Source organism: Actinacidiphila paucisporea (assembly GCF_900142575.1).
Taxonomy (GTDB): Bacteria; Actinomycetota; Actinomycetes; order Streptomycetales; family Streptomycetaceae; genus Actinacidiphila; species Actinacidiphila paucisporea.
This window is the reverse complement of sequence record NZ_FRBI01000017.1, coordinates 95,426-121,245: the sequence shown is the minus strand read 5'-3', so window position 1 is coordinate 121,245 and position 25,820 is coordinate 95,426. Positions and strand designations below refer to the sequence as shown.

Sequence of the window (25,820 nt, the reverse complement as noted above, 5' to 3'; positions counted from 1 at the left end):
AGTACATCCGGGCCTCGCCCAGGTAACGGCCGACGCACGTGTCCTCGGTGCAACCGGCCCCGTCGAGATCGACGAACGCGCCATCATCGTCGAAGGCCTGGACGAACCGCTGCGCTACTTCCTCCAGCACGGCTACGGCTTCCAGTGCCACGACCGCAGCAAGCCGCACCACCACCGCCTGCACGGACGCGCCCCCATCGGCTGGCCCGACCCGGCGGAGAACGGAACCGCCCCGTGAATTACGGCGCCTGGCCGCCCCTGTTCGTCGTGGACGTCGAGGGCAACGGCGCCAGCCCGCCGGACCTGGTCGAAGTCGCCGCCCTCCCGATCCGCGAGGGCCGGCCCGACACCTCCGCCGCCGGGGCGTGGCTGATCCGCCCGCCCCGGCCAGTGACCCCGCGCGCTGCCCACGTCCACGGCCTGACCAACGACTGCCTCGCCGACTCACCCCCGTGGGACGACCTCTCCGGCGCCGTCCACGACCTGCTCGGCACCGCATGGATCTGCGCCCACAACGCCCACACCGACTACCGCGTCCTGACCGCCCATCTCCCCGACTGGCACCCCACAGGCGTCCTGGACACCCTCCGCCTGGCCAAAACCACCCACCCCGACCTGCCCGGATACAGCCTCGACACCCTCATCACCCACCTCGCCCCCGACCTGAGCGCCGCGCCCGCGGCGGGCCGCCACCGCGCCACCTACGACGCCTACGCCACCGCCCAACTGCTCATCTCCATGGCCGCCCACTACCCCACCTGGGACGAACTCGTCACCGCAGCCGTCCCACCCAGCCTGCCCGGAGCCCCCCGACCCGAAGAGGACCCCACGCTGTGGTGACCCCCGCCCCTGCCTCCGCGCCCACCCGTATCGGCATCACCGGAACGCACTCCACGGGCAAGACCCTGTTACGGAAGCCGATCGAGGATGAGTTCCGCGGCCACGGCCTGACCGTGACCCGCACCGGCCGCCTGGACAAACGCGCCGGTGCCCTCGGACTCCCCAAGACGCACCACCACACCGCCACCTCGACCGAATGGATCACCTGCCAGGGCATCGCCGACACCCTCGCCGCCGAAGCCCAGAGCGCGGGCCTCGTCCTCATCTACAGCAAGAGCACGTGGTGCTACCAGGTGCTACCTTGGTTCCATGACAGCTCAGCCCGAGATCACCCAGCGCGATCTGCGCAGCCGGTCCAAAGAGATCATGGACGCCGTCCAGGGCGGGCAGTCCTTCACCGTCACCCGTGACGGGCATCAGATCGGGGAACTGGTTCCGCTCCGCCGGCGTCGGCGGTTCGTCCCACGCTCGGAGTTCGCCGCCATGTCTCGTACTGCGTCGGACGTCTCCTTGGAGGCGTTCCGGGCCGACCAGGACGCCACAGCCGAGCAGGAGGCGGACGACCCCTATGCCCGCTGAGTACGCCCAGGGCCTGCTCGACACCAACATCGTCATCCTGCGCAGGTGGCTCGATCCCGCGGAGCTTCCAGCCGAGGTGGCGATCACCGCGATCACCTTGGCCGAGCTCTCCGCGGGGCCGCACGAGGTGCGCAGGAACGAGGAGCAGAGCGACTACGACGAGCACACGGAGCGGGGTCGCCGCCTCGACATCCTGCAACGTGCCGAGAACGAGTTCGACCCCATCCCCTTCGACACCGAAGCCGCCCGCATCTACGGCAGGGTCTGCGCCGCCGTCATCGGCGCCGGACGTAAACCCCGCCGCCGCGTCGCCGACCTCATGATCGCCGCCATCGCCATCGCCGAAGAACTCCCCCTCTTCACCACCAACCCCGACGACTACAAGGGCCTCGACGGCCTCCTCACCGTCGTACCGGTCACACGACCCACCGTCCTCCACGACCGGTAGCTATTGCCCGCTGCACCACATCCGCACCACGCACAGCGGTACAGAGCGGTCAACTACGGTCACCATCGGGCCCGGTCTCGCGAACACTTCAGGACCGCTCACATCCCTGACCAGCACGGATGCCGATGAGACCCCCGTGCTTCCCAAGCTCAGAGCGCGGGTTCGATTCCCGTCATACGCTCCATTGCACAGCCCCAGGTCATTGACTTGGGGCTTGTTTGTTGTCTGGACCAATTGAAGAACCCGCACCACTGCCGCACCGCATATGGCGGTCAATTGGTGCCATTCGCTTTCTGGGCCCCCGGGGAAAGCGCGTCCGGCGGTGTGGGTCGAGGCCCTGAGAAGGAGGCACGGCCGGCGGGCGAGCCTGCGCCGTGGGCGTGCTCGGGCATCCGCGTCCCTGGTGGTGATGACGTGGATACGGATGGTTGCTAGATTCGTGTGACTGTCGTACTGCCGTGGGGGGTGGGGCGGATGGGGTTCAGCCTTCGGAAAGCCGTCAACAGCGTCGGGGACGGCATCGAGCACGGCGTCGACAAGGTCAAGAAGAAGGCCGGCGAGATCATCGACGACGGTGCCCATATCGTCGGCGACGGGCTCGACCATGTCGGCCTGGATGACGCCGCCGACTGGGTCGAGGACCAGGGCGACCACATCGCAGACAACCTCGGCGCGCACGTCGCCGAGCAGCAACTCGGGCAGACCGACGACCCGAAGGAACTCCTGCACGGGGACCCGGCCAAGATCCGCGAGGCCGTCCTGCACCTGGCCAAGCTCTCCCTGGCCTTCGACAACGGCCACACCGGCCTGTCGCACCTCGACCCCGGGGACTGGGACGGCGCCGGCGCGGACGCCTTCCGGGCGAAATTCAAGCCGCAGCCCGCCAAGTGGGCGCACGCCGCCACCGCATGCGCCGAAGCCGGACTCGCCCTGGAGACCTACGCCGAAACCGTCGACTGGGCCATCGGGCAAGCCAAGGAAGCCGTCCGCCTGTGGAAGCAGGGCGTCGCCAAACGCAAGACCGCCGCTGACGCCTACAACGCGAGCGTGGACACCTACCACGACGACGTCAAGGCCTACAACGACAAGGTCGACGACGGCAAAGACCCCGGAACCAAACCCGTCGCACCAGCCGCGTTCACCGACCCCGGCGCTAAAGACAAACAAACCGCGAAAGAAACCCTGGACGCCGCCCGCAAGCAACGCGACAACGCCGCAACCACCGCCGAGACCAAGGTCCAGGCGGCGACCAAACTCGCCCCGGCCAAGCCCGACTTCACCGGCCGCATGAAGAACGACCTCGGCGACGTCGGAAAAGCCGCACCCATAGCCGCAGAGCACTTTGCCGGCGGACTCGTCCGCTCACTCACCGACCTCGAAAAATTCGCCCGCGGCCTCAACCCGACCGACCCCTACAACCTCACCCACCCCGCCCAATACCTCACCCACCTGAACGCCACCGCCGCCGGCCTGGTCGACATGACCGCCCACCCCGAACGACTCCCCGGTATCATCCTCGGCACCGGCTGGGGCTCCGACGGCTCAGAAGCAGGCGGCCGCCTCGTCGGCAACATCCTCCTGGCCATCGCCACCGATGGCGGCAGCGCCGCAGGCAAAACCGTCGCAGAAGACGCCGCCAAAAACGCAGCAAAAGACGCCGCAGAACAAGCCGTCAAAAACGGCGCCCGGGCCGCAGCAGAAGACCCCGCCAAAGCCGCCATCGAGCAGGCGGCGAAGAAGTGCCTCTCGGACCCGATCGACGTCGCCACCGGCGACATGATCCTCACCCAGACCGACATCACCCTGCCCGGCACCCTCCCCCTGGTCCTGGAACGCACCCACCTGTCGTCCTACCGGATCGGCCGCTTCTTCGGACCCTCCTGGGCCTCCACCCTCGACCAACGCCTTGAACTCGACGACCAGGGCGTGGTGTTCGTCAACGCCGACGGGTCGATCCTGCTCTACCCCGTCCCGCGGCCGGGCGCCCCCGCCCTGCCCGCCCACGGCCCACGCTGGCCGCTGGAATGGGACGGCACACCCGGCGCTCCGCTCCGGATCACCAAGACCGAAGCCGGCCACACCCTCCACTTCGCCGCCGTCCCAGGAGCCACGGCCTCGCCCGGCGACCCGATGCAGCTGCCGCTCACCGAAGTCACCGACCGCAACGGCAACTCCTATGCGATCACCCACGACGCCGACGGCGTGCCCGCGGAGATCCTCCACAGCGGCGGCTACCACCTCACCCTCAGCAGCGACAGCGGCCGAATTACCGCCCTGCACCTCCAGGACCCGAGCGCCCCCGACGAGCCCGCCACACTCGTGCGCAAGTACGGCTACGACGCCGTCGGCAACCTGACCGGGCTCACCAACTCCTCAGGGCTTCCACACCAGTTCTCCTACGACGCCGCGAGCCGCATCACCTCCTGGACCGACCGCAACGACACCACCTACGCGTACACGTATGACCAGCGCGGACGCTGCGTGGCCACAAGCGGCACCGACGGGTTCCTGAGCAGCACCTTCGCCTACGACGACGCCACCCGCACCACCACCTTCACCAACTCCGTCGGCCACCGCAGCACCTACACCCACAACGCGGCTTACCGCCTCATTTCGGAGACGGACCCTCTCGGCCACACCACCCGCCGCGAATGGGACACCGCGAATCGCCGTCTCGTCGCTCTCACGGATCCTCTTAACCACACCATCCGCTACAGCTACGACTCCGATGGCAACCTGGTCAGCCTGGTCAGGCCCGACGGCGCCTTCGCCACAGCCGAGTACAACGTCTTCGGCCTCCCCCTCCGGATCTCCGAACCCGGCGGCGCCATCTGGACCCACACCTACGACGACTTCGGCGCTCTGCTCTCCACCACCGACCCGGCTGGCGCCGTCACGCGCTACCATCGGAACTTCCGTGGCGCCCTCGTAGGGAGAACGGACCCGCTCGGCCGTACTCACCGATACGAGGTGAACGCCGCCGGGCTGCCCATGGGCACCACCGATCCTCTGGGCCACACCACGCACGTCGAGCGCGACGACTTCGGCCACCTGACAGCGTTCACAGACCCCCTCGGCTGCACCACGCGGATGGAATGGACACCGGACGGCAAGCCGAAGTGGCGGGAGAGTACGGACGGAGCACGCGAGACGTGGCGATGGGACGGTGAGGGCAATCTCACCGCCTTCAGCGACCCGGCAGGCCACACCACCCGGTATACATACACGCACTTCGACCTCGTCGCCTCCCGCAGCGGGCCGAACGGCGCCGTCCGAACCTTCGAGTACGACACTGAGTTGCGGCTACGCCAGGTCACCGACGCGTTGGGGCACCACTGGACCTATACCTACGACCCGGCCGGCCGACTCACCTCCGAGAGGGATTTCAGCGGCCGCACGCTTACGTACACCCTCAACGCCGCGGGCCAGCTCATCGGCCGCACCAACGGTGCAGGCGAGACCCACGCCTTCGTCCTGGACTGCCTCGGACGCGTCACCGAACAGCGCGCCAGCACTGGAGAGGTGGCCACCTACACCTACGATGACGCCGGCAGGCTCGTCAGCGCCGCGAACTCCGTGGCGACCCTGAGCTACGTACGCGACGAGCTCGGCCGCCCCCTCACCGAGACCGTCAACGACCGCACCACTCGCTACACCTACGACGCGGCCGGGCGACGTACCTCCCGCACGACGCCGAGCGGCCATGTCTCCGCGTGGACATATGACGCCGTCGGCCGACCCGAGGAACTGGTCACATCGGCCGGCAGCCTCACTCTCGCGCACGACGCAGCAGGGCGCGAGACAGAGCGCCGCATCGGGGGCAACCTTCTACTCACGCAGCGCTGGGACACCACGGGGCGCCTCACCGGACAGGCCGTGGTCGCCACTCAGCCGGCGCAGGCCGAACGCCTTCTGAACAACCGCACCTACGCCTACCGCGACGACGGCTACCTCGCCGAGGTGCAGGACGTTCTGGACGGCACTCGCCGTTACGACCTCGACGCGGTCGGACGCATCACCGCCGTCCATGCGTCCACCGGCACGGAGATATACGACTACGACGCGACCGGCAACCTCACCCGTGCCATGGTCCCCGGCAATGCCGGCACCCCTACGGATCGTGACTTCTCCGGCGCGATCATTCGCCGATCCGGTCGCACCGTTTACCAACATGACGCCCAAGGCCGTCTGGTGCGCAAAACGCTCAGGCACCTCAGCGGGGCGAAGAAGACGTGGACCTACGCCTGGAACGCCGAAGACCGTCTCGTTCGAGCCGTCACCCCCGACGGTCTCACGTGGCGGTACACCTACGATCCGCTGGGCCGACGGATCGCCAAACTGCATTCGCTCGACGGCACCTCGCACACGACCACCTTCGCCTGGGAGGGCACCCGACTGGCCGAGGAGCGGTCTCCGGAAGGGCGTACCACGACATGGGATTATGCACCGGGCACGCACACCGCTCTGGCTCAGACGACCAGCCGCGCAGTGCTTCTCAGGCCGGACCCGAACAGTCCGGCATCCCCACCGCCGGGCCCGCCGTCCTCCTCAGGCGCGGATCTCTCCTTCTACGCGGTGATAACGGATCCCGTCGGATCTCCGACGGAGTTGGTCGCCCAGGATGCCACCATCCCGTGGCACTCTCGGCACGACGTCTGGGGCGTTGCTCACCCGGCTTCCGAAAGTTCCGGGGAGGCCTACTGCCCACTGCGATTCCCGGGTCAATACGCCGACGACGAGACGGGATTCAATTACAACTACCATCGGTACTACGACCCCGAGACCGCGCGATACATCAGTCCTGATCCACTGGGGCTGATTCCGGCGGACAACCACTACGGATACGTGGACAACCCGCTGGCGTGGCAGGACGCCCTCGGACTCGCACCATGCAAGGGATATGACCTTCGAGGGAAAGATCCCATGAGCATCGTTCCTGACGATGCGAAGATTCGCGAATTGACGCCCCACTCAGGTGGTGGCTCGCAGTACGGCCTCGAATACTCCTGGAAGAACGACGCGGGACAGACGGTACGGCTCAGGATTCATGGCCCCGACGGAACTGCCCCGGTAGGGTCGAACTCAGCATCAGGCGAGACCTACCGCATCCAGATCGGTAGGCAATACCAGGACGAGGCCGGCAATCTGTACCATCATCAGTCCCACAACCCCAACAGTCCGAACTACAATCCGAACGCTGCAAACGCTACGCACATACCCTGGCCCTCTGAGTATCCGGGACTCTAGATGACCATCGGCGAGACGGATCTGGTGGGCCTCGTCACGAAGATCGTGTCCGCCTCCCCTGAAGATCGCGAATACGGCGCAAACACCTGCAGCGACTGGTCGCCCTTGTTCGACCAGGACGAGGCAGACCTGCTGGTGAGGATTCTGGCACTGACTGCGACGTCAGAAGATCACGAGACGATTCGCGAGATCCAGTTGCATGCCCTCCTGCGTATCGATGAACACCTGCTGGTCCGTACCGAACTCCTCGCGCCCCTGCGAAGGCTGTTCTCCGCCCAGCTCGACGAGGAACAGGCTGACTATCTACAGGAATTGGGCGTTCGGCCATGATGCCGAAGCCCTGGTGCCACGCGAAGCCCAACTGTGCGCGGATGTCAAGGCTCCGTCGTTCTCGCGGTTGGCCCGACAGAGCCGATAGTGGCCTCATGCCGCAACCCGGCCATGGCGGTGACGGATCGGCAGGTAGACGATCACCCGTATGTTCGCGCCTACGAATCTCTGCCGGATTCGTCCGCCGAAGCCTGCCCCAACTGTGGCGCCAGAACACTCAACCTGGCCTTTACCGGTCTCGTCCCTGACAGGGTCGGGTACGCATCGTTCTGGTGCTCCACCTGCCTGTTCGGCATCCACCTGTCACGCGTACCCGTACCTGATGACGTCGCCTCACCACGGTCACCAACCCGCAGGGGCTGACCTGGACCTACACCCACGACCAGGCAGGACGCCTCACCGCCGAGACGGACTTCAACGGCCGCACCCTCACCTACGCCCATGACGGTGCCGGGCAACTGGTCGCCCGCACCAACGGCGTCGGCCAGACCACCGCCTACACCCGCAACCCGCTGGGCCTGGTCACCGAACAACGCGCCACGGACGGTGAGGCTGCCACGTTCGCCTACGACGCTGCGGGGCTACTCACCGCCGCCGTGAACGCCGACGCCACCGTCACCTTCGAACGCGACGCGCTCGGCCGCATCCTCGCCGAGACCGTCAACGGCCACACCACCCGCTACACCTACGACCTCGCAGGCCACCGCCTCAGCCGCACCACCCCGTCCGGCCACTCCTCCACTTGGACCTACGACCCCGCCGGACGCCCCACCGGCCTGGAATCCCTCGCCGGCGCCCTCACCTTCGGCTACGACGCCGCCGGCCGCGAGACCGAACGCCGCATAGACGACGGCCTCCGCCTCACCCAGAGCTGGGACACCAGCAGCCGTCTCACCGGCACCGCCGTCACCAACGCTGCCCACGGCCAGGCCGACCACCTCCTGCACCACCGCACCTACACCTACCGTGAAGACGGCTACCTCACCGAGATCCGCGACCTCCAGGACGGCACCCGCCGCTACGACCTCGACCCCACCGGCCGCGTCACCACCGTCCACACCCCCCACCGGGCCGAGACCTACGCCTACGACAGCGTCGGCAACCTCACCCACGCCCCGGAAGCCGAGTCCGAGGCCCCCACCACCCGGGAGTTCACCGGCACACGCATCCACCGGGGCGCCCGCACCACCTACGAACACGACGCCCACGGCCGCCTCACCCGCACCACCCTCCGGCTCCTCAACGGGCAGAAACGCGTCCGCACCTACACCTGGAACACCGAAGACCGCCTCACCAGCACCACCTCAGGCGACACCACCTGGCGCTACCGGTACGACCCCCTCGGCCGCCGCACCGCCAAGCAACAACTCGCCCCCGACGGCAGCGTCCTCACCCGCACCGACTTCACCTGGGACTCCACCCAGCTCACCGAACAGACCACAGCCGACACCACCACAACCTGGGAATACACCCCTGGAAGCCACACTCCCCTCACCCAGACCACCCGCACCTCCGACGAGGCCCAGTTCTACGCAATAGTCACCGACCTCGTCGGCACCCCCACCCACCTCCTCACCCCCGACGGCACCACCGCCTGGCACGCCACCCCCGACCTATGGGGATCGCCCCCGCAGCCCTCCGACAACGAGCCCGCCGACTGCCCTCTCCGCTTCCCCGGCCAATACGCCGACGAGGAGACCGGCCTCCACTACAACCATCACCGCTACTACGACCCCACCACCGCCCGCTACCTCAGCCCCGACCCCCTCGGCCTCCGACCAGCCGACAACGACTACGCCTACGTCCCCAACCCCACCCGCTGGATTGACCCCCTCGGCCTCACGCCGTGCATCCCGTACGGCCCGGCAACGGAAAAGGTCCAGAACGTTCTTGATAGGGTCAGATCCAAGGGCTCGCCATTTGCCGGATACAAGGGCGGCGCTCCGTTCGGGAATACAGGGGCGAAGGGTGGGCAGATGCTCCCACTGGTTGACCCCGCGGGGAAGGCCATCACGTACCGAGAATGGGATGTCAACCCGAAGATCAAGGGTGTGGATCGAGGCGAGGAGAGACTCGTTACCGGTTCGGACGGATCTGCCTACTACACCGCAGACCACTATCAGACTTTCATTCACATCCCGTAAGTAAAGGAATCTGGGATGGCAATCCGATCAAACCCTTTGACCCGCCCCTCCCTGCCTTGGGTGGTCAAAGCCGACCTGGATGACGTCACCGCCAGGAACTACATCCAAGACGCCGGGGACTCGGGGGTGGTTGTCGAATTCCAGGGCGGGGACGCGAGGACGCTCGACTCCTTCTTCTCGATGGTTTCCAGCAGATTGGATTTTCCTGACTATTTCGGCCGGAACTGGCCGGCCTTGAAAGATTGCCTGACCGATCTCGAATGGCTTCCAGCAGACTCCTACTGCCTGGTGTTCCGGAGCAGCGACTCGCTCTTCGCCGACGAACCGATCGAGCGCCGAGCCTTTCTCGACACGATGAAACTGAGCGCCGAAGAGTGGGCGTCCCCGGTAGCGCAGGGCGAGTGGTGGGACCGTCCGGCGATCCCGTTTCATGTCGTCATGGACCTCGGGATCGCCGAGTGGGACGCCGACCAGGTTGCCGAGGTCGGCGAACTCGCCTCATAAGTGGACGGCGCGAAAGGCCGGTTGCCAGGAGCGGCCTCGTCCTGGGCTCGGCCACCGCACCGCATCCGCACCATGCCCAGCGGTACGGAACGGTCAACCACGGTCGTCAACGGCGCTGGCGCGGTAGCACCTCAGGGGCATCATGTGCCGCTGACCAGCACGGATATCGGCAAGGCACCCGTGATTCCCAAGCTCAGAGCGCGGGTTCGATTCCCGTCATCCGCTCCAATACAAAGCCCCAGGTCGAAGACCTGGGGTCTTTTTATTGCTCAAGCCGGCGAAAGAACCTGCAGCAACCGTGCACGAATTCCGACGGCCGATTGACGCCATTCACATTCTCCGATCCCCGACGATGACCGCGTGCCGCGATGCAGGAGGCCCTGAACCGGGAAGCCCTGCGGGCAGGCGAACGAGGGCCTGGACGTGCTGGATGCGTGCGCTCTACCAGGGGGTGATGACCTCGTCACAGATGGTTGCTAGGTTGGTGTGACTGTCGTGCCGCCGTGGGGGGTGGGGCGTATGGGGATCTTCGGGGATGCCGTCAACTCGGTCGGTGGCGGTCTGGAGCACGGCCGCGGACTGGGTCGAGGACAAGGGCGACCACATCGCCGACCACCTCGGCGCGCACGTGGCCGAGCAGCAGTTGGGTCAGTCCGAGGAGCCGGATGGCCATGACTGACCCCTTGTCCGTCCGCACCGAACAACGATGGACGGCCGAGGGACTGCTCGTGTCCCGCACGACGGCCGGCTGTCAGACGGAGTCGTGGGAATGGGACGCGGAGGGCAACCTCCTCTCCGAGACCGGTCCTTCGGGCAGCGCGACGTCGTACGTCCACGGCCCCTTCGGTCTCCCGCTCTCCCGCGTCGATCCCGACGGTGCCCGCTACCACTTCGGCTACGACACCGAGTTGCGCCTGACGAGCGTCACCGGCCCCCAGGGTCTCCAATGGCGCTACGAGTTCGACGCCGCCGGACGGCTGACCGCGGAGACCGACTTCAACGGCCGCGTCCTTGCCTACGAGCACGATGCGGCGGGTCAGCTGACCGGACGTGTCAACGGCGCCGTTCAGCACGTGGAGTTCGTCCGCGACACGCTCGGCCGCGTCGTGGAGCAGCGGGCGTCGGACGGGGCCGTCTCCACGTTCGCCTACTCGCCGTCCGGCCACGTCGTCCTGGCCACGTCGTCCTGGCCACGAACGCGCACACCTCCGTCCGCATCGAGCGGGACCCACTGGGCCGCGTACTCCGTGAGGAGACCGGAGGCCGCGCCCTCAGCAACACCTATGACGCCGCGGGCAGGCGCGTCGAACGCCACACGCCGTCCGGCGCGGTCTCGGTGTGGACCTACGACGCCGCAGGACGCGCCGTCGCACTCGACAGCGGCGCCGGCACCCTCGGCTTCGAGTACGACGCGGCGGGCCGGGAGACGGCGCGCCGTCTCGGCGGCACGGTAGCGATCAGTCAGGGGTGGGACGCGATGGGCCGGCTGGCGGCCTTGGAGGTGAGCGCGCGGCCCTCGCCGGCCGGCTCCGCGGTCCACCCGGCGGCCGGCTCGGCCGTCCTCCGTCGGCGGTACGCGTACAGCGGCAGTGGCGCCGTACGGGAGATCGCCGATCTGCACACCGGCAGCCGACAATTCACCCTTGACGCGACCGACCGCGTCACAGCCGTCACCGCCGCCGACTGGCAGGAGTCGTACGTCTACGACGCCGCGGGCAACCTGGTGCGCTCGGCCTTCACCGGCAATACGGGTGACGAGAGCGCCCACTCCGTACGGGGCACGCTCGTCCACGCGGCCAGGCGCCACCGGTACGCGTACGACGGCCAGGGGCGCCTGGTCCGGGACGACCACCGGCTCCTCGACGGCCGGCGCAGGACGTGGACGTACACCTGGGACGCCGAGGATCGGCTCGTCGGCGTCCGCACGCCCGACGGCAGCCGCTGGCGCTATCGCTACGACCCCTTCGGGCGGCGTATCGCGAAGGAGCGGGTGGGAGACGCGGGCGAGGTGCTGGAGCGCACCGAATTCACCTGGGACGGCCCGCGACTTGCCGAGGAGGGCAGCGGACCACGGCACAGGACGTGGGAGTACGCGCAGGAGAGCCACCGGCCGCTGGCACAGATCAGCACGCAGGACGAATACGACCGGCGCTTCTACGCGATCGTCACCGACATCGCGGGCGCCCCCACCGAACTCCTCGACGAGGCGGGGACCGTGGTGTGGCGGTTGCGCACCACCCTGTGGGGAGGCGGCCGCGGCTCCGGGCCGGAGGACTGTCCCCTGCGCTTCCAGGGCCAGTACCGGGACGGCGAGACGGCGCTCCACTACAACCTGCACCGCTTCTACGACCCGAACACGGCCAGTTACGTCTCACCGGACCCGCTGGGCTTGGACGCGGCGCCCAACCACCACGCCTATGTGCCCAATCCGCTGCTCTGGGCCGATCCGCTCGGGCTCTCCTGCGATCCCGCCGGCCCGGGGAACGCGGCGAACTACGCGAAGCAGCTGCGCTATCTCCAGCAGGCGCAGAAATACGGAAAGGGCGGAATCCGAGAGCTCCCGGACGGGCGCATTCGCTTTTACGGCACGGTCGCGGAGGCGAAGATAGCCGGTGAGATGCTCGGTCGGCGAGTGGTGCGCGAATGGGATCCGGCGACGGACGCCACCCGTATCTGGCAGGAGACCGTCGACCACTCCGGTAGGGTCCGTATGTCCGCCCGGACGTCAAGGTGACCGGAGGCAAGAAGGTCCACTACCTCTTCGACGCACAGGGCAACTTCATCGGGACGTTCTGACGACACCCACGAACCTGAGGGAAAATGGACGAGCGCCTTACCCAGCAGATCAAGATGAGGCTGGAATCGCTGGTGAACGATTCCACCGCCGACGTCTCCGCGATCGCCGACTGGGCACTGGAAACCATGCAGGGTGACGACCCGCTGCTGGAACAGGAACCCGTCTGGCGCGCCCTCGACGAGTTGAGCGGCGCCGACTCGATGACCGGCCCCGGGAGTTACCTCTACGGCCCGGCCGATTTCCGGGCATGGCTCGAGGAGTTCACCTCGTCCTGCCCGGAAGCGTGAACCTTCACCTGCTCTCGCTTGCAGCTGCCGGTGCCCGGTTGGATGGAGGGCAGAGGCGGGCAGCCGAAGGGCTACTGCCACCGGCAGATGCTCGACGCGGTCCGCTACCTGGTCGCGGGCGGTACCACCTGGCGGGCGATGCCCGCGGACTTCCCCCCGTGGGACCGCGTTTGCGCGTTGAGCCCACAACTGTTCGACGCGGACCACCGGCCGATCTATTTCCGGGAGGAGGACCATCTGACGGATTCCGGTGACTTGATCACGTTCCAGGACCACTGAACAGGGCATCGCTCACCCGGCGAGCCCGGATACCAGCGGCCCCCTGTCCATGTCCGGCCATTCGACGAACCCAGGAACGGCCAACTTCCAGGAGCCGAGGAGCATTACTACTATGACCCCAGCCTGGGCCGGACTGGTCCGCAACCTGGCGGTACTCACTGACTTCTACACGTCGCCCCCGCCGCTGGAACCCGTCACGGTGCGGTCCTTGTACCTCGATCGCCGTGGCCCGACGCTCACCCTGCGGTTCGACCTTTCGGGCTTCCCTGACCGGCCGCGCCCGGAGTGGGAGCAGAACGGCTGCGACATGTTCCAGTGCCAGCTGCAATTCCTCGCTGTGGACGACTTCCTGCTGCGCGGGTGGCACCCCCCGGTGACAGGATCCCTGGACATCGAGCCCACGGAGGAGCGGAGGGTCCTGGTGCGGCTCGGTGCAGGCGGCACCCGCCTCACCTTCTCCAGCAGCGACTCCCTGACCGTCGGAAAGATGAGCGCCTACCGATCCAGCGCCGACGGCACAGACCGCGGCCACCACTACTACGTCGGGAAGGTCGACCAAATGCGGTACGACGTCCTCCCCGACCTGGGAGAGAAGACGTTCTATGGACGGGTCTGACTGGCTGCGGCTCATGGATAGCTCGGAAGCCCTGGCGCGCCTCTACACTCGCCCGCCCGATCTGGCCTCCTTCGACCTCTTCTCCGTTCACATCGACGAGCGCGACACGAGCCTGACGCTCGGGTTCGCGCTGGACTCCCTGCCGGAACGACCCCCGAGGGAGTGGACGGAGAAGGGACTCAACGCCTTCGAGTTCTTCCTCACCTTCGAAGGGATCTCCCACCTGCGCATCGACGGCTGGTACGGCTCCCGCGCGGACAGTGTGACCCTGACGACGGGCGCGCCCGGCGAAATTCGTACGGAGATCCGCGGAGACGGTTTCTCAGCGTCCTGGGACGCCCGCCGCGCGCGCGTCCTGAGGATTCGGGCCTACTTGGCCGCACGCCACGAATGACCCACCCTCCGTGCCGTCCCCGCCCTGCACCACTTCCGCACCAGTTCGGGGGGTACACCACGGGTACCCAGGGTCGCCGTCGGGCGCAGTCCCCATGCTGCTGCTGTCGGCCACCGCCTCTGACCTGCGGCAAGCCAGCAGCGGCCCTCGTGATCCCCAAGCTCAGAGCGCGGGTTCGGTTCCCGTCATCCGCTCCGCAGAAAAGGCCCAGGTCATGGACTTGGACCTTCAACGCTGTCTAGCCCAATTTGAGAACCCGCACCACGTCCGCACCACATCTGGCGGTCAATTGGAGCACCCACCAGGCCGGCGTTGCCAGGTGGAGGGCGAGGGCAGACTTGTTCCGCTGCTGGACATCAGATCTGCTCCAGAGGCGCTGCTACGGGTTGAAGTCCCAGGGATTGATCACCGCGGCACCGGTGCGCTCCAGATGCTTGATGTTGCGACTGGCTACGGTCCAGCCGTTGGCCACCGCCGTGGCGGCGATGAGGGCGTCCGGCGGGTCGATACTCGTGCCGGCGGCTTTCAGCGCTTTGTGGACGGCGAGGTAGGCGGCCGCCTCTCGTTCGCCGATCGGCGCAATACGGTCCCGGTACTCCAGTCGGGCAGCCGCCAGGACCTCGGCGTACCGGCCTTGCCGTACCGGGTCCGGGGTGGCCGCTACGCCGGCTTCGATCTCGGCCACAGTGATAACGCTCAGGAAGCGGTTGGGCCGCGCGGTCGAACGGAGCCAGGCCACGACACGGGGATCGGGCCGAAGGCGCGTGGTGAGTTCCGCGACGACGTTCGTATCGAGCAGGTAGATCACCGATCGCCCGCCTGGTCGTCGTCGTAGGAGCGTGCGCCGAACTCCAGGCCTTCGAAGGGCTGGGACAGCAGGAACTCCTCGAAGCCGTCGGTAGCCAGGCGAACCCAGCGGCTCAGCATCTGCGGCAGCGCCTCCAGCTCGGTGTCAGCGAGCTCCGCGTCGAAGTGTCGGGCCTGGTCCTCCGGCAGGGACTCCCGGATGTCACGGATAGTTCGCAGCGGATGCGCCGTGCTCGCGGGGCCGAGCGAGCGCGGTGCGCCGCCAGGTGCAGTGGTCATGTTCATCCCCTTCGCCGCATGCGGGCTGCCGTCTCATACCAGGTTAAGGGCACCAGCCACCTCCACAGGAGAGGATCCCGGCCGTGGGCACCCCGAGCGGAGAGTCGCCGCACCACCAACGCACGAGTAGCAGGGGTACGCCAGGGCCAACCACAGACAACGCGAACCCGTAGCCGCTTACCTTCATTGAGCAGCCTCGACGAGGTGAGCTGGGCAAACGCGAACCAGGCACCCGTGATTCCCAAGCTCAGAGCGCGGGTTCGATTCCCGTCATCCGCTCCGCAAAGAAGCTCCGGCTCAGCGGGTCGGGGATTTGCCGCTGCTCAGACCAATCACCCGGCCGCTTGCCATTGCCGTGCCATCGGGCGGCGAATGGGGAGGCGCGAATTGCTGGTGTGCGTGCCGGGCCTCTCCGGCGACGTGCTCCTGGGGCCGGGCGGCGGGTACGCGCTCGTCGCGGGCGGCGGCGGGTTCCTGGTGGGTGCGCTGCCGGAAGGTGCGGACACGGCGCGGGCGCGGCGCTCGGCCTGCGCCCGCCGTCCCGGGTACGTCCGGCCCGCAGCGGCCACCAGAACCGCGCGGTTCGGCGCTTTCCCATGCGTCTGGAAGACCGCCGACGAGGTGCCCGCCGGTTCCCATATCGGCAGGCAACTGGGCCTGATGCGTGCCCTGTGCGCGCAGACCGTCGCCGCCGAGTACTTCACCCGCAGCCGGCTCGACGATCTCCGCCGCAGTCTGGATGTCCGCGAACGCGTCGGCGAGGGGCTCGCCCGCGCCATGGAGGACGTCTTCCACTCCCGCGGGGACTTCTCGATCGCCGCGTCCTCGCGCGAAGAGGACGACCTGGCACCGGAGCAGTTGCGCGCCGAAGTGGGCGATGTCCTTGCGGAACCCTCCGCCCACTGGCACGCGGCATTCGTTCGCGCACGCGGTCGGAGCGGCGGTGGTATCGGGGCCCGGGGCGCCGGCACACACGGTCCGTACGAGTCGAGTGATCGAGCAGGCGTCAAGAAGGTCGAGAAGAAGGCCGCCCAGGTCATCGGCGCTTCACCGCGACAGCGGCGGGCACCGGACGGCCGACTGCGGGCAGCGGCCAACGGGCAGCCGGCGGCGGCCAGCCCGCAGCCAGCCGTCCCTCAGTCCGAAGAGGAGTCGTCACCGTGGCTGCGGACGACCTCCTTCATCTTGGCAACGGCGAACCCCCAGCCCTGCTGGACGGTGGGCTTGGCGGGGACGGCGATCTCGTCGGGGTTGGTGAGGACGTCGAGGAGGACGGGGCCCGGGGTGGCCAAGGCGGTGCGGATGGCTTCGTCGAGGTCGGCGGGGTCGGTGACGCGGATACCGGTGAGGCCGAGGGACGTCGCGACGGCGGCGAAGTCGGGGTTGTCCAGCACGGTGCCGAACTCCGGAAGGCCCGACTGCTCCTGCTCCAACTTGACCATGCCCAGCCGGCGGTTGTCGAAGACGACCAGCGTGACCGGCAGGTCGTACGTCTTGAGGGTCATCAGGTCGCCCAGCAGCATGCTCAGGCCACCGTCGCCACAGAACGCCACGACCTGGCGGTCGCGGTCCAGCAGCTGTGCGCCCAGCGCGTGCGGCATGGCATTGGCCATGGAGCCGAGGTTGTACGAGCCGAGCAGCCGGCGGGTGCCGCGCATCTCGACAAAGCGGGAAAGCCAGACGGTCGCCATGCCCGTGTCGGAGGTGAAGACCGCGTCGTCGGCGGCGTGCCGGTCGACCGCGGCGGCCAGAGCCTCGGGGCGGATGGCGTGCTCGCGGTTGTCCAGCGCCGAACGGACCCGGCCGATCAGGCCCTTGTCGTGGTCGGGGGCGGTCAGTCGGGCCTGCCCCTCGCGCCAGGACTCGAAGTGCTCGACCGCCTTCTCCAGGTGCCCGCGGTCACGGGCGTCGCCGCCACCGGGCGACGTCCCGGACAACTCGGCCAGCAGGTCCCTGACGGTCACGCCGACATCGCCGACCAGACCGATCTCGACCGGAACCCGGCGGCCGATGTGGGTCGGTTCCGTGTCGACCTGGACCACGGTCGCGCCCTCGGGGTACCAGTCGCGGTAGGGGAAGTCGGTGCCGAGCAGGAGCAGGGTGTCGGCCTCCTGGAGGCTGGAGGCGGCGGCGGGGTTGCCGATCAGGCCGGTCTGGCCGACCTGGAAGGGGTTGTCGCCCTCGAAGCCCTCCTTGGCCTTCAGCGTCAGGACCATGGGCGCCGCCAGCCGCTCGGCGAGGGCCAGAACCTGGTCGCGGGCGTCCCGGGCGCCTCGGCCGACGAGCAGGGTGACGCGCTCGGACCGGTCGAGCAGGGCGGCCGCGGCGCGGACCGCGTCGCCGTCCGGCCGGGTCGTGGGCATGGTGAGCGAGAACCGGGACTGCCGGTCCGCGTCGAGCTCCTTCTCCCCGATGTCGCCGGGGACGGAGAGCACGGCGACCCCCCTGCGCCCGATTGCGGTGCGGACCGCGGTCTCCAGCAGCAGCGGCATCTGCTCCGGGGAGGTCACTGTGGCGCGGAAGACCGCGACGTCGCTGAACAAGGCGTCGTTGTCGACCTCCTGAAAGTAGTCGCTGCCCAGTTCGGCCAGCGGGACCTGGCCTGCTATGGCCAGCACGGGAGTGTGGCTCTTGGCGGCGTCGTAGAGGCCGTTGAGCAGGTGCACCGAGCCCGGACCGACCGTCCCCATACAGACCCCGAGTCCCCCGGTGAGCTGTGACTGCGCGCTCGCGGCGAACGCCGCCACCTCCTCGTGCCGGCAGCCCACCCACTCCACGCCGTCGGAGGTGCGGATGGCGTCGGTCAACGGGTTCAGGGCATCGCCGACCACCCCGAAGACCTGGCCCACGCCGAGTTCGGCCAGGGCGTCCACGATGACGCGGGCAACGGTACGGGCCACGGTTCCTCCAGTTCGGGGACAGGACGTACGGGTCTCAGACGGTGAAGCGGTCGGGATCTGCGGCGGACCAGTCGGCCGCCCACGAAGCGGGCGGCTCGGCCCGCAACTGCCCCGGCGACAGCCACTCGTACAGTTCGTCGTAGGAGCGGACCGTGTAGGGGTCGATCCGTCGGCGCAGCATGTGCGGGCGCAACTGCGCCGGGTCGGTGACGCCCATGGACGCCATGATCTGAAGCGCGCTGGCGACGGTCGACTCCTGCAGCCGCTGCACCCGGGCGGACTTGTCGCCGACGTCGAGTGCCCTGGCGCGCCGGGGATCCTGGGTGGTGACGCCCGTCGGGCAGGTGTTGGTGTGGCAACGCTGCGCCTGGATGCAGCCGACGGCGAACATCATGGCGCGCGCGGCGTTTCCGTAGTCCGCGCCCTGGACCATGCGCTTGACGAGGTCGCTGCCAGTGGCGATCTTGCCGCTCGCGCCGATCCGAACCCGATCGCGCAGGCCCACGCCGACCAAGGCGTTGTGCACGGTGACCAGGCCCTCGGTGAGCGGGGTGCCGACGTGGTCGGCGAACTCCAGCGGCGCCGCCCCGGTGCCCCCCTCGGCGCCGTCGACGATGATGAAGTCCGGCGTGGTGCCCTCCTCGATCATCGCCTTGCAGACCGCCAGGAACTGGCTGCGCGAGCCGACGCACAGCTTGAAGCCGGCCGGCTTCCCGCCCGACAGCTCCCGCATCCGGGCGATGAACCGGATCAGCTCGCGGGGCGTGCTGAACACCCGGTGGTACGGCGGCGAGACGACGGTCTTCCCCTGCGGGACATCCCGCACGCGGGCGATCTCCGCGTTCACCTTCGCACCCGGCAGGACCCCGCCGATACCGGGCTTGGCGCCCTGCGACAGCTTCAGCGAGACGCATTTGACGCTGTCATGCGCGGCCTTGTCCGCGAACTCCTCGGGGTCGAAGTCCCCGTCGTCGGTGCGGCAGCCGAAGTAGCCGGTGCCGATCTCCCAGACGATGTCGCCGCCGTGCCGCAGGTGGTACTCCGACAGACCGCCCTCTCCGGTGTCGTGCGCGAAGCCGCCACCGGCAGCGCCCTTGTTCAGGGCCAGGATCGCCTGCGCGGACAACGAGCCGAAGCTCATGGCGGACACGTTGAGCAGCGCCATGTCGTACGGCTTGGTGCAGTCCGCGCCGCCGATCCGCACGCGTGGCGCCTCGTCGGGCACCGGCCGCGGGGCCATCGACGGTACGAGGAACTCGTGGCCCGGGCGGTAGACATCGCGCTCGGTGCCGTAGGGCTCCTCGGCGTCGGTGCCTTTGGCGCGCTCGTAGACGATGCTTCGGGTGTCGCGGTCGAACGGCCGGCCGTCGAAGTTGCGCTCAATGAAGTACTGCTGCAACTCCGGGCGGATGCTCTCCAGCAGGAAACGGGCGTGGCCGATCACCGGGTAGTTGCGCAGCACCGAGTGGCGCCGTTGCAGCAGGTCGTACGCGCCCAGGAGTCCGAGGAGGGCGATAGGCACCGCGGCCACCCACCACCAGAGCGAGGTGCCGAGGGCTGCGAGGACCGCCCCGGCAGCCAGAAGAAGGGTCGCGACCACCGCGCCGAATCTCATCACCTCAGGCGCCTAGCCGGAGAACGCGCCTCCACGCCGCACGTAGTGTCAAGCTCTGGTCATGACCGTCAGCCCGGCACCGCCCCTCGGGACATGGCGCCTGACGCCGCTGCCGGCACACGGACGGGCCGGACCCCGCACCACATCCGCACCACGCACAGCGGTACGGCGCGGGCAACCACGGTCACCAACAGCCTCGTCCATGTGGACGCTTCAGGACCGGACGTCCCGCTGACCAGCACGGACGCCGACAGAGCACCCGTGATTCCCAAGCTCGGAGCTCGGGTTCGATTCCCGTCATGCGCTCCATTGGTGGCCATGACGCGGGGTGCGTTGCCGGCGTGGACGGGACAACAGCGACTCACCTTGCCCACCACCGTCCAGCCCTGGTTCCGGCTGACGGTCACGGCCAACAGTGGCTTGCCGGCCGGTCAGCTCTCGGAGTTCGAGGTCCGGAGTTCGCAGCACCAGACCCGGCTGCGCGCGGGGCGGTGCGTGCGCGCGGCGCTGCCCCGGGCGATCATGCTGGTGATCGAGTAGCGTCCCGCCTTACGTCGTGGAGGATGACCCGTGTCGAAGCCGCCCCTGCCCGAAGCCGCCGTCGCCATGCTGGAGAAAGCCAACCCCGCCGTCATCTCCACGCTGCGCCGGGACGGCCAGCCGGTGTCCGCGGCCACGTGGTACCTGTGGGACGACGGGCGTGTGCTCATCAACATGGACGAGGGGCGCGTGCGGCTCCAGCACGTGCGCAACGACCCCAGGGTCTCGCTCACCGTGCTCGACGAGGGCGGCTGGTACACCCATGTGACCATCATCGGCCGCGTCGTCGACCTGCAGGAGGACACCGACCTGTCCGGCATCGACCGGCTGTCCCGCCAGTATCTGGGCAAGGACTACGGGCAGCGCGACCGGCGCCGCTACAGCGCGTGGATCGAGATCGACCGCTGGCACGGATGGGGCGCGCTGAAGGACAACGAGCAGCCCGGCTGACGCGGCCGCGGATCCAGACACGGATCCGCGCGCCCTGTCCGCCGTACGACATACGGCGGTCAGGGCGCCCTGGCCTCAGCAGAGATCGACTGCTGGGCGGACAAGGGCTGCCAGGGCGCCGGACCAGCTGTCCGCGTGCCGTACCGAGGTCGATGGGTCACCCAGCGCGACCTGCGGAGCCGGTCCAAAGAGATCATGGACGCCGTCCAGGGCGGGCAGTCCTTCACCGTCACCCGTGACGGGCACCAGATCGGGGAACTGATCCCGCTGCGCCGCAGACGACGGTTCGTCCCACGCTCGGAGTTCGCCGCCATGTCCCGCACAGCCTCGGACGTCTCCCTGGAGGCGTTCCGGGCCGACCAGGACGCCACAGCCGAGCAGGAGACGGACGACCCCTATGCCCGCTGAGTACGCCCAGGGCCTGCTCGACACCAACATCGTCATCCTGCGCAAATGGATCGACCCCGCGGAACTCCCCGCCGAGGTGGCGATCAGCGCCATCACCCTGGCCCAACTGTCCGCGGGACCCAACGAGGTGCGCAGGAACGAAGAGCAGAGCGACTACGACGAGCACACGGAACGGGGGCGCCGCCTCGACATCCTGCAACGCGCCGAGAACGAGTTCGACCCCATCCCCTTCGACACCGAAGCCGCCCGCATCTACGGCAGGGTCCGCGCAGCCGTCATAGGCGCCGGCCGCAGACCCCGCCGCCGCGTCGCCGACCTCATGATCGCCGCCGTCGCCATCGCCGAAGAACTCCCCCTCTTCACCACCGACCCCGACGACTACAAAGGCCTCGACGGCCTCCTCACCGTCGTCCCCGTCACACGACCCACCGTCCTCCACGACCGATAGGGCCTGCCCGCCGTACGGTCGCGGTCTTCGGCCGGTGCCCGCGGAACCCGCTTGCGCCGCTGCCGGAGGCAGGCGCCGGAGTCCGGCACGTTGCGTGATTCACGGCAACCGCAACTGAGAGCGCGGCCGGTCTCCGCTCATGCGGGGTAGCACGGCCGCGCCATTCCCGTGGGGGGAATTCTGGATCGCCAACCCCGACGGCACGAACACGTACGTGCTCGTCGACAGCAAGACCCTGCCGGTCGTGGTCAGCCCGAGCCGCATCCGCCTCGGCCACTCCAGCGTGCAGATCAAGTTCGGCACGAAGGCGTCCGCGTCGGGTGTCGTGGAGTACCTGCGGCGGCACCTGGCGCCCGGCGAAGGGCGTGGCCCTCGACATGGGCTACTACGCCACGGCGACCAGCGGTGCCGGCGGGCGCTTCACGCTCACCTACCTGTACTTCCCGTACGACGACTCCACGTACACGGTGGAGACCAGCATGGACAGCTACCTGGCCGACCCGTATCTGACGCCCTCGCACGCGCAGTTCAAGGTCGACGTCATCAACCGGACGAGCATCTGCTCCTGTTCGAGCTGGCTCGACGCGAACTCCGACCTGCACATCGAGGGCAGCATCTCCGCCAGCAACGGCAAGGTGCCGCCGAACCGCAGGATCTACCTCCAGCAGTCGGCCGACGGCAGGACCGGCTGGAAGTCGATCGGCTGGTTCACCGCAAAGCCCAACGGCACCTTCGACCTCGACGGGTACGTCTCGGTGCCGAAGGGTTACTGGCGGCTGTACTCGGCGGCCTCGGCGGACTACCAGGCCGGCTACTCCAACTCCGTGCACTTCAACCGCACCGCCACCCGGATCGCCGGCTTCAACGCCGGTCCCGAGCCGGTCCGCAAGGGCCACACGGTGACCTCCACCGGCATCCCCGTGACCTGGACCGCCGTGTCGGCCGCGGTCCGGGACGGCTGTCGGCGACGGATTTTACCAAGAGCGCGCACGAAAGCCCGGAGTGACACGACCGCGGGCGCTCCGCGTGGTGCGGTGGTCTGCCGCGGGGCGGCCGCATGCGCGGCTCTCCGCTGGTCCGCAGCCGTGGCATACGGTCTAGCCGAATGCCACGCTGTTCACTCGTCTGCCGCGTCCTGGACCGGCCCCCGCTCTCGTTGAGGAGGTGTGAACCCCCTCTCTGGCCAATTGACTTCCGAGGATTCGGGCCATCTGCCTGCCGGCTCCGGTCCCGTTCCGCAGACATTCACTCCCGTGGACGACGTGGAGGTGCCGGGCGATGCGGGACGCGGCTGCGAACCGGCCGTCGTCCTCCCGCCGTACCGTTCCCTTCTGGGTGAGTTCCTCGTCCTGATGGGGCGCATGGAAGTCGACTTCGTGCGGCGTCCGGACACCGCACTGCTCGCAGACCCGACGAGCGCCGCCCACCGTCAGGACCCGCAGCACCACTGGGCCCCCCTTGTATGAATACGACACCTACGGGGTGTTGGACTCTGACTGGTACGCCCCCCGGCCGGGGCAGCAACAGGACGTCGTCCCCGAGACGCAGAGGGAAGGGACGCAGTTCGAGACGCAGTTTGTGGCGCAGGCCGACGGCACCGGACGACCGTGGGACATCGACGCGGAGTTCGAGTACCTGTTCCAGCCGCCGGTGCCGGAGACGGCGCCGCCGCCCCAGGTCGACCTGCCCGCGCCGCCGCCCCTGGTCCACCGCCGCCGCAGGCGTCCCCGTGTCGCGCGGCTGCAGCGGTCGGCAGTCATCGGGGGAGCCGTCGCGGGCATCAGCGCCGTGGCCACCGGCACCGTCAGCGTGCTCAGCGCCATGGTCGCGTACGGCCCGATGCGCCAGTTGGCCGCTCCGACCACCCAGGGCCTGGCCGGTGCGTGGCCGCTCCTGGTGTACGGTCCGTGGCTCGTCGGCTGCCTGTCCATCCTGAACGCCGCCACGCATCGGCGCACGGGGCGGGCCGGATGGGTCGCGATGATCCTCTTCTCGATGATCGCCACGGCTCTGTGCGTCATCCACGCCCCGAGGACGATCACTGCCAGCGCGGTCGCCGGCCTGCCGCCGTTCTCCGCGCTGACCAGCTTCCTCCTCCTCTCCCGCCAGATCACCCTTCTCCGCCCACGCCATGCGAAGCCGCCCCCTCAGACGAAGCATCCGCGGCGGACGAAGCTGCCGCGCCAGCGCAGACATTGACCCCGGCGAAAGCGGGCGTGGGGGGCCTCGGGCCACGACTAGACGGCTGGAAAGCTGGACGACCAGCGGCGCGGGTGCCCGAGCAAGGCGGCCGATGCGGCCGGGCAGTCCTGACGGAAAGGGTGGGCAGTCCCCACAGAAAGGCCAGCGTACGCCTCAGAGAGAGCGACCGGACGATGATGGAAAACCCGCGAACAGAAGGCTGGTTCGTCTGGGGGATGCACTCCACCGACCTTCCCGACACTCCGGGTGTCCCGCGCCTGGTGGTTGAGCTCCCCGCAGTCAAGGAAATGATCGAGATGCTTGCGCAGAGGTACGTCACCGGGCAGGAGCTCCACGAGGCGCTGGACGCCTTCGCACAACGGATCAGCCCGCCGGACTACCGGAATCACTACGCCGAGGAGGAGACGACCGGGTACGACTGCCCGCACAACTGTCCCGTGTGCATCGGCGCGCGGCCGGAGTTCGACGCGATCGCCGCCGAGTCATACATGCACAAGGTGCGCCACTCCGACCCGGACCGCTACCCGTATGCGGCCGGAAAGACCACGCTGCACAGGAGCTACTGCCCCCGGGTGGCGCGGTATGTCGGCTATGCCGAACCGATGGGGCCGCCGTGGCCCCTGGCCGGCCTGCCCGCGTTCGCCCACCACGGAGTGTGCAGCACCTTGTGGGCGGCCGGGATGAAGATCATGACAGCGGAAGAAGCCACCGAATGGGTGAGGTGGCAGACCGACCCCCGCCACGGAACCGGCTACAAACTGTGCTGCGACTGCCTGTCGCCCGTCCCGGCGGCCGTGTCGGGCGAGGAGAGCACGTTCGACGTCAACTACTGGTCCGCGGACAGCACCGTGACGTGGGGATGACGGGGCGCGCCCCTCCAAATCGACGGCACGCCGCGACGAACGCCAGGCGCGGGAAGCCCGGCACCTGGAACCCCGATCCGACCGCCCTCCAGTTCACCTTCGCGGTCATGCCGGACACCCAGTTCCCGTACTGGGGAAGCCAGGACAGCGTCAACCGGGAACCGCAGGAGGAGTCGTTCCGCTTCGTCATCGACCACAGCGGGACCCCCGACACCAACATCGTCTTTGTGGCGCACCTCGGCGACCTGACGCAGGACGCCGACCCGCTGTCCTTCCGCGAGGTCGACAAGGCGTTCGCGCTGCTGGACTCGCACGGCGCCGCGTACAGCGTGCCGGCCGGGAACCACGACGTGAGCGGCGACGACAGCCGCGGTGACACGCCGTACCTGCAGATGATGGGACCGCAGCGCTTCCGGCGCTCGAAGTCGTTCGTCGGGTCGGACCCGACCGCCTACGACACCGCGCACGTCTTCCAGGCCGCCGGCCGCTCGTGGCTGGTGCTTGCGCTGGACTGGCGGACCACCGACCCGGGCTACGCGTGGGCCGGAGAATCGTGATGCCGAAGCGAGCGGAGTGATCCCCGTGCGGGGCCTGGATTCCGGGCCCCTCACGAGCCAGAGTTGCCGAGGCGCAGGCCGCCCCCCGACCCTCGACTTCGCGCGGGGCAGCGCAGCATCGTCGCCGCCGTGACCGATGGGCGACTCGCCCGAAGAGACCGGTGCCTCGGCATGCAGGCGCCGACCCGGGATACGCCACGCACATGACGAGCCACGCCGGCGTGAACGAACCGCAGCAGGAACGCCCGCGCGTCGGCGGTACGTAGCGGCATACGCCCTCGCCGGT

General features: G+C 68.6%; 26 protein-coding genes and 3 pseudogenes. 24 read left to right on the top strand and 5 right to left on the bottom strand.

What is annotated here, in order from left to right:
* The first annotated feature begins 234 nt into the window (after positions 1 to 234).
* The 14 genes and pseudogenes from BUE44_RS23690 to BUE44_RS23620 all read left to right on the top strand — a co-directional run bounded on the left by BUE44_RS23690 (position 235) and on the right by BUE44_RS23620 (position 14,465).
* On the top strand, positions 235 to 840 hold the full coding sequence (locus BUE44_RS23690) for a 3'-5' exonuclease (protein ID WP_073501000.1): 606 nt from the start codon (positions 235 to 237) through the stop codon (positions 838 to 840).
* A gap of 309 nt (positions 841 to 1,149) precedes the next feature.
* Positions 1,150 to 1,419, top strand: a complete 270-nt coding sequence (locus tag BUE44_RS23685) for a prevent-host-death protein (RefSeq protein ID WP_073500999.1) — start codon at positions 1,150 to 1,152, stop codon at positions 1,417 to 1,419.
* Positions 1,409 to 1,867: a type II toxin-antitoxin system VapC family toxin gene (locus BUE44_RS23680; protein WP_073500998.1), complete on the top strand. Its 459-nt coding sequence runs from the start codon at positions 1,409 to 1,411 to the stop codon at positions 1,865 to 1,867. Before BUE44_RS23685 ends, BUE44_RS23680 begins: the two co-directional genes overlap by 11 nt.
* Positions 1,868 to 2,341: 474 nt before the next feature.
* Complete coding sequence (locus BUE44_RS23675; RefSeq protein WP_073500997.1) at positions 2,342 to 7,114, top strand: putative T7SS-secreted protein; 4,773 nt, start codon at positions 2,342 to 2,344, stop codon at positions 7,112 to 7,114.
* Positions 7,115 to 7,444 carry a hypothetical protein gene (locus BUE44_RS23670; protein WP_073500996.1) on the top strand — a complete coding sequence of 110 codons (330 nt, stop codon included), beginning with the start codon at positions 7,115 to 7,117 and terminating at the stop codon, positions 7,442 to 7,444.
* 329 nt (positions 7,445 to 7,773) lie between these two features.
* Positions 7,774 to 9,588, top strand: a pseudogene (locus BUE44_RS39340) (RHS repeat-associated core domain-containing protein); the annotation flags it as partial.
* A gap of 15 nt (positions 9,589 to 9,603) precedes the next feature.
* A complete protein-coding gene (locus BUE44_RS38745; RefSeq protein WP_079190009.1) occupies positions 9,604 to 10,092 on the top strand; it encodes a barstar family protein in 489 nt (162 codons plus the stop codon).
* A gap of 535 nt (positions 10,093 to 10,627) precedes the next feature.
* On the top strand, positions 10,628 to 10,771 hold the full coding sequence (locus BUE44_RS37590; RefSeq protein WP_159450291.1) for a putative T7SS-secreted protein: 144 nt from the start codon (positions 10,628 to 10,630) through the stop codon (positions 10,769 to 10,771).
* Between the two features lie 657 nt (positions 10,772 to 11,428).
* Complete coding sequence (locus BUE44_RS38740; protein WP_235002382.1) at positions 11,429 to 12,826, top strand: RHS repeat domain-containing protein; 1,398 nt, start codon at positions 11,429 to 11,431, stop codon at positions 12,824 to 12,826.
* Between the two features lie 86 nt (positions 12,827 to 12,912).
* Positions 12,913 to 13,176: a hypothetical protein gene (locus BUE44_RS23635; RefSeq protein WP_073500992.1), complete on the top strand. Its 264-nt coding sequence runs from the start codon at positions 12,913 to 12,915 to the stop codon at positions 13,174 to 13,176.
* Between the two features lie 30 nt (positions 13,177 to 13,206).
* Complete coding sequence (locus tag BUE44_RS38735; protein ID WP_322940586.1) at positions 13,207 to 13,455, top strand: transposase; 249 nt, start codon at positions 13,207 to 13,209, stop codon at positions 13,453 to 13,455.
* A gap of 54 nt (positions 13,456 to 13,509) precedes the next feature.
* Positions 13,510 to 13,617: pseudogene (locus BUE44_RS39800) on the top strand (hypothetical protein); the annotation flags it as partial.
* Positions 13,568 to 14,071, top strand: coding sequence for an Imm50 family immunity protein (locus BUE44_RS23625; protein ID WP_073500991.1), 504 nt, complete (start codon positions 13,568 to 13,570; stop codon positions 14,069 to 14,071). The pseudogene BUE44_RS39800 and the gene BUE44_RS23625, both read left to right, overlap by 50 nt.
* Positions 14,058 to 14,465, top strand: a complete 408-nt coding sequence (locus tag BUE44_RS23620; protein WP_073500990.1) for an Imm50 family immunity protein — start codon at positions 14,058 to 14,060, stop codon at positions 14,463 to 14,465. The genes BUE44_RS23625 and BUE44_RS23620 overlap by 14 nt, the downstream gene beginning before the upstream one ends.
* A gap of 379 nt (positions 14,466 to 14,844) precedes the next feature.
* Here the strand turns inward: BUE44_RS23620 and BUE44_RS23615 are convergent, their stop codons facing one another.
* The 5 genes from BUE44_RS23615 to BUE44_RS23600 all read right to left on the bottom strand — a co-directional run bounded on the left by BUE44_RS23615 (position 14,845) and on the right by BUE44_RS23600 (position 20,066).
* On the bottom strand, positions 14,845 to 15,273 hold the full coding sequence (locus tag BUE44_RS23615) for a type II toxin-antitoxin system VapC family toxin (RefSeq protein WP_079190007.1): 429 nt from the start codon (positions 15,271 to 15,273) through the stop codon (positions 14,845 to 14,847).
* Positions 15,270 to 15,551: a hypothetical protein gene (locus BUE44_RS23610; RefSeq protein WP_073501033.1), complete on the bottom strand. Its 282-nt coding sequence runs from the start codon at positions 15,549 to 15,551 to the stop codon at positions 15,270 to 15,272. The genes BUE44_RS23615 and BUE44_RS23610 overlap by 4 nt, the downstream gene beginning before the upstream one ends.
* A 297-nt stretch (positions 15,552 to 15,848) precedes the next feature.
* On the bottom strand, positions 15,849 to 16,346 hold the full coding sequence (locus tag BUE44_RS37135) for a hypothetical protein (protein ID WP_143172565.1): 498 nt from the start codon (positions 16,344 to 16,346) through the stop codon (positions 15,849 to 15,851).
* Between the two features lie 341 nt (positions 16,347 to 16,687).
* Positions 16,688 to 18,451 (bottom strand): thiamine pyrophosphate-dependent enzyme, encoded by a 1,764-nt coding sequence (locus BUE44_RS23605; protein WP_073500989.1) that lies wholly within the window; start codon positions 18,449 to 18,451, stop codon positions 16,688 to 16,690.
* 34 nt (positions 18,452 to 18,485) lie between these two features.
* Positions 18,486 to 20,066 (bottom strand): FMN-binding glutamate synthase family protein, encoded by a 1,581-nt coding sequence (locus BUE44_RS23600; RefSeq protein WP_073500988.1) that lies wholly within the window; start codon positions 20,064 to 20,066, stop codon positions 18,486 to 18,488.
* Positions 20,067 to 20,432: 366 nt separating this feature from the next.
* Between BUE44_RS23600 and BUE44_RS37580 the strand changes: the two genes are divergently transcribed.
* The 10 genes and pseudogenes from BUE44_RS37580 (at position 20,433) to BUE44_RS23550 (ending at position 25,534) form a co-directional block, all read left to right on the top strand.
* A complete protein-coding gene (locus BUE44_RS37580) occupies positions 20,433 to 20,606 on the top strand; it encodes a hypothetical protein (protein WP_159450289.1) in 174 nt (57 codons plus the stop codon).
* A gap of 30 nt (positions 20,607 to 20,636) precedes the next feature.
* Positions 20,637 to 21,056 (top strand): PPOX class F420-dependent oxidoreductase, encoded by a 420-nt coding sequence (locus BUE44_RS23590; RefSeq protein WP_073500986.1) that lies wholly within the window; start codon positions 20,637 to 20,639, stop codon positions 21,054 to 21,056.
* A 60-nt stretch (positions 21,057 to 21,116) separates the two neighbouring features.
* Positions 21,117 to 21,212 (top strand): annotated as a pseudogene (locus tag BUE44_RS37965) (IS5/IS1182 family transposase); the annotation flags it as partial.
* 39 nt (positions 21,213 to 21,251) lie between these two features.
* The gene (locus BUE44_RS23585; RefSeq protein WP_200804500.1) at positions 21,252 to 21,464 is read left to right on the top strand and encodes a prevent-host-death protein; all 213 of its coding nucleotides are present in this window, start codon (positions 21,252 to 21,254) and stop codon (positions 21,462 to 21,464) included.
* A complete protein-coding gene (locus BUE44_RS23580) occupies positions 21,454 to 21,912 on the top strand; it encodes a type II toxin-antitoxin system VapC family toxin (protein ID WP_073500984.1) in 459 nt (152 codons plus the stop codon). Before BUE44_RS23585 ends, BUE44_RS23580 begins: the two co-directional genes overlap by 11 nt.
* A gap of 320 nt (positions 21,913 to 22,232) precedes the next feature.
* Positions 22,233 to 23,072, top strand: a complete 840-nt coding sequence (locus BUE44_RS23570; RefSeq protein ID WP_073500982.1) for a hypothetical protein — start codon at positions 22,233 to 22,235, stop codon at positions 23,070 to 23,072.
* A 93-nt stretch (positions 23,073 to 23,165) separates the two neighbouring features.
* Positions 23,166 to 23,378 carry a hypothetical protein gene (locus tag BUE44_RS23565; protein WP_143172564.1) on the top strand — a complete coding sequence of 71 codons (213 nt, stop codon included), beginning with the start codon at positions 23,166 to 23,168 and terminating at the stop codon, positions 23,376 to 23,378.
* A 16-nt stretch (positions 23,379 to 23,394) separates the two neighbouring features.
* Positions 23,395 to 24,111, top strand: a complete 717-nt coding sequence (locus BUE44_RS23560; protein ID WP_143172563.1) for a DUF2637 domain-containing protein — start codon at positions 23,395 to 23,397, stop codon at positions 24,109 to 24,111.
* Between the two features lie 299 nt (positions 24,112 to 24,410).
* Positions 24,411 to 24,977, top strand: a complete 567-nt coding sequence (locus tag BUE44_RS23555) for a hypothetical protein (RefSeq protein ID WP_143172562.1) — start codon at positions 24,411 to 24,413, stop codon at positions 24,975 to 24,977.
* Complete coding sequence (locus tag BUE44_RS23550; RefSeq protein ID WP_235002377.1) at positions 24,974 to 25,534, top strand: metallophosphoesterase family protein; 561 nt, start codon at positions 24,974 to 24,976, stop codon at positions 25,532 to 25,534. The genes BUE44_RS23555 and BUE44_RS23550 overlap by 4 nt, the downstream gene beginning before the upstream one ends.
* The last annotated feature ends 286 nt before the right edge of the window (positions 25,535 to 25,820 follow it).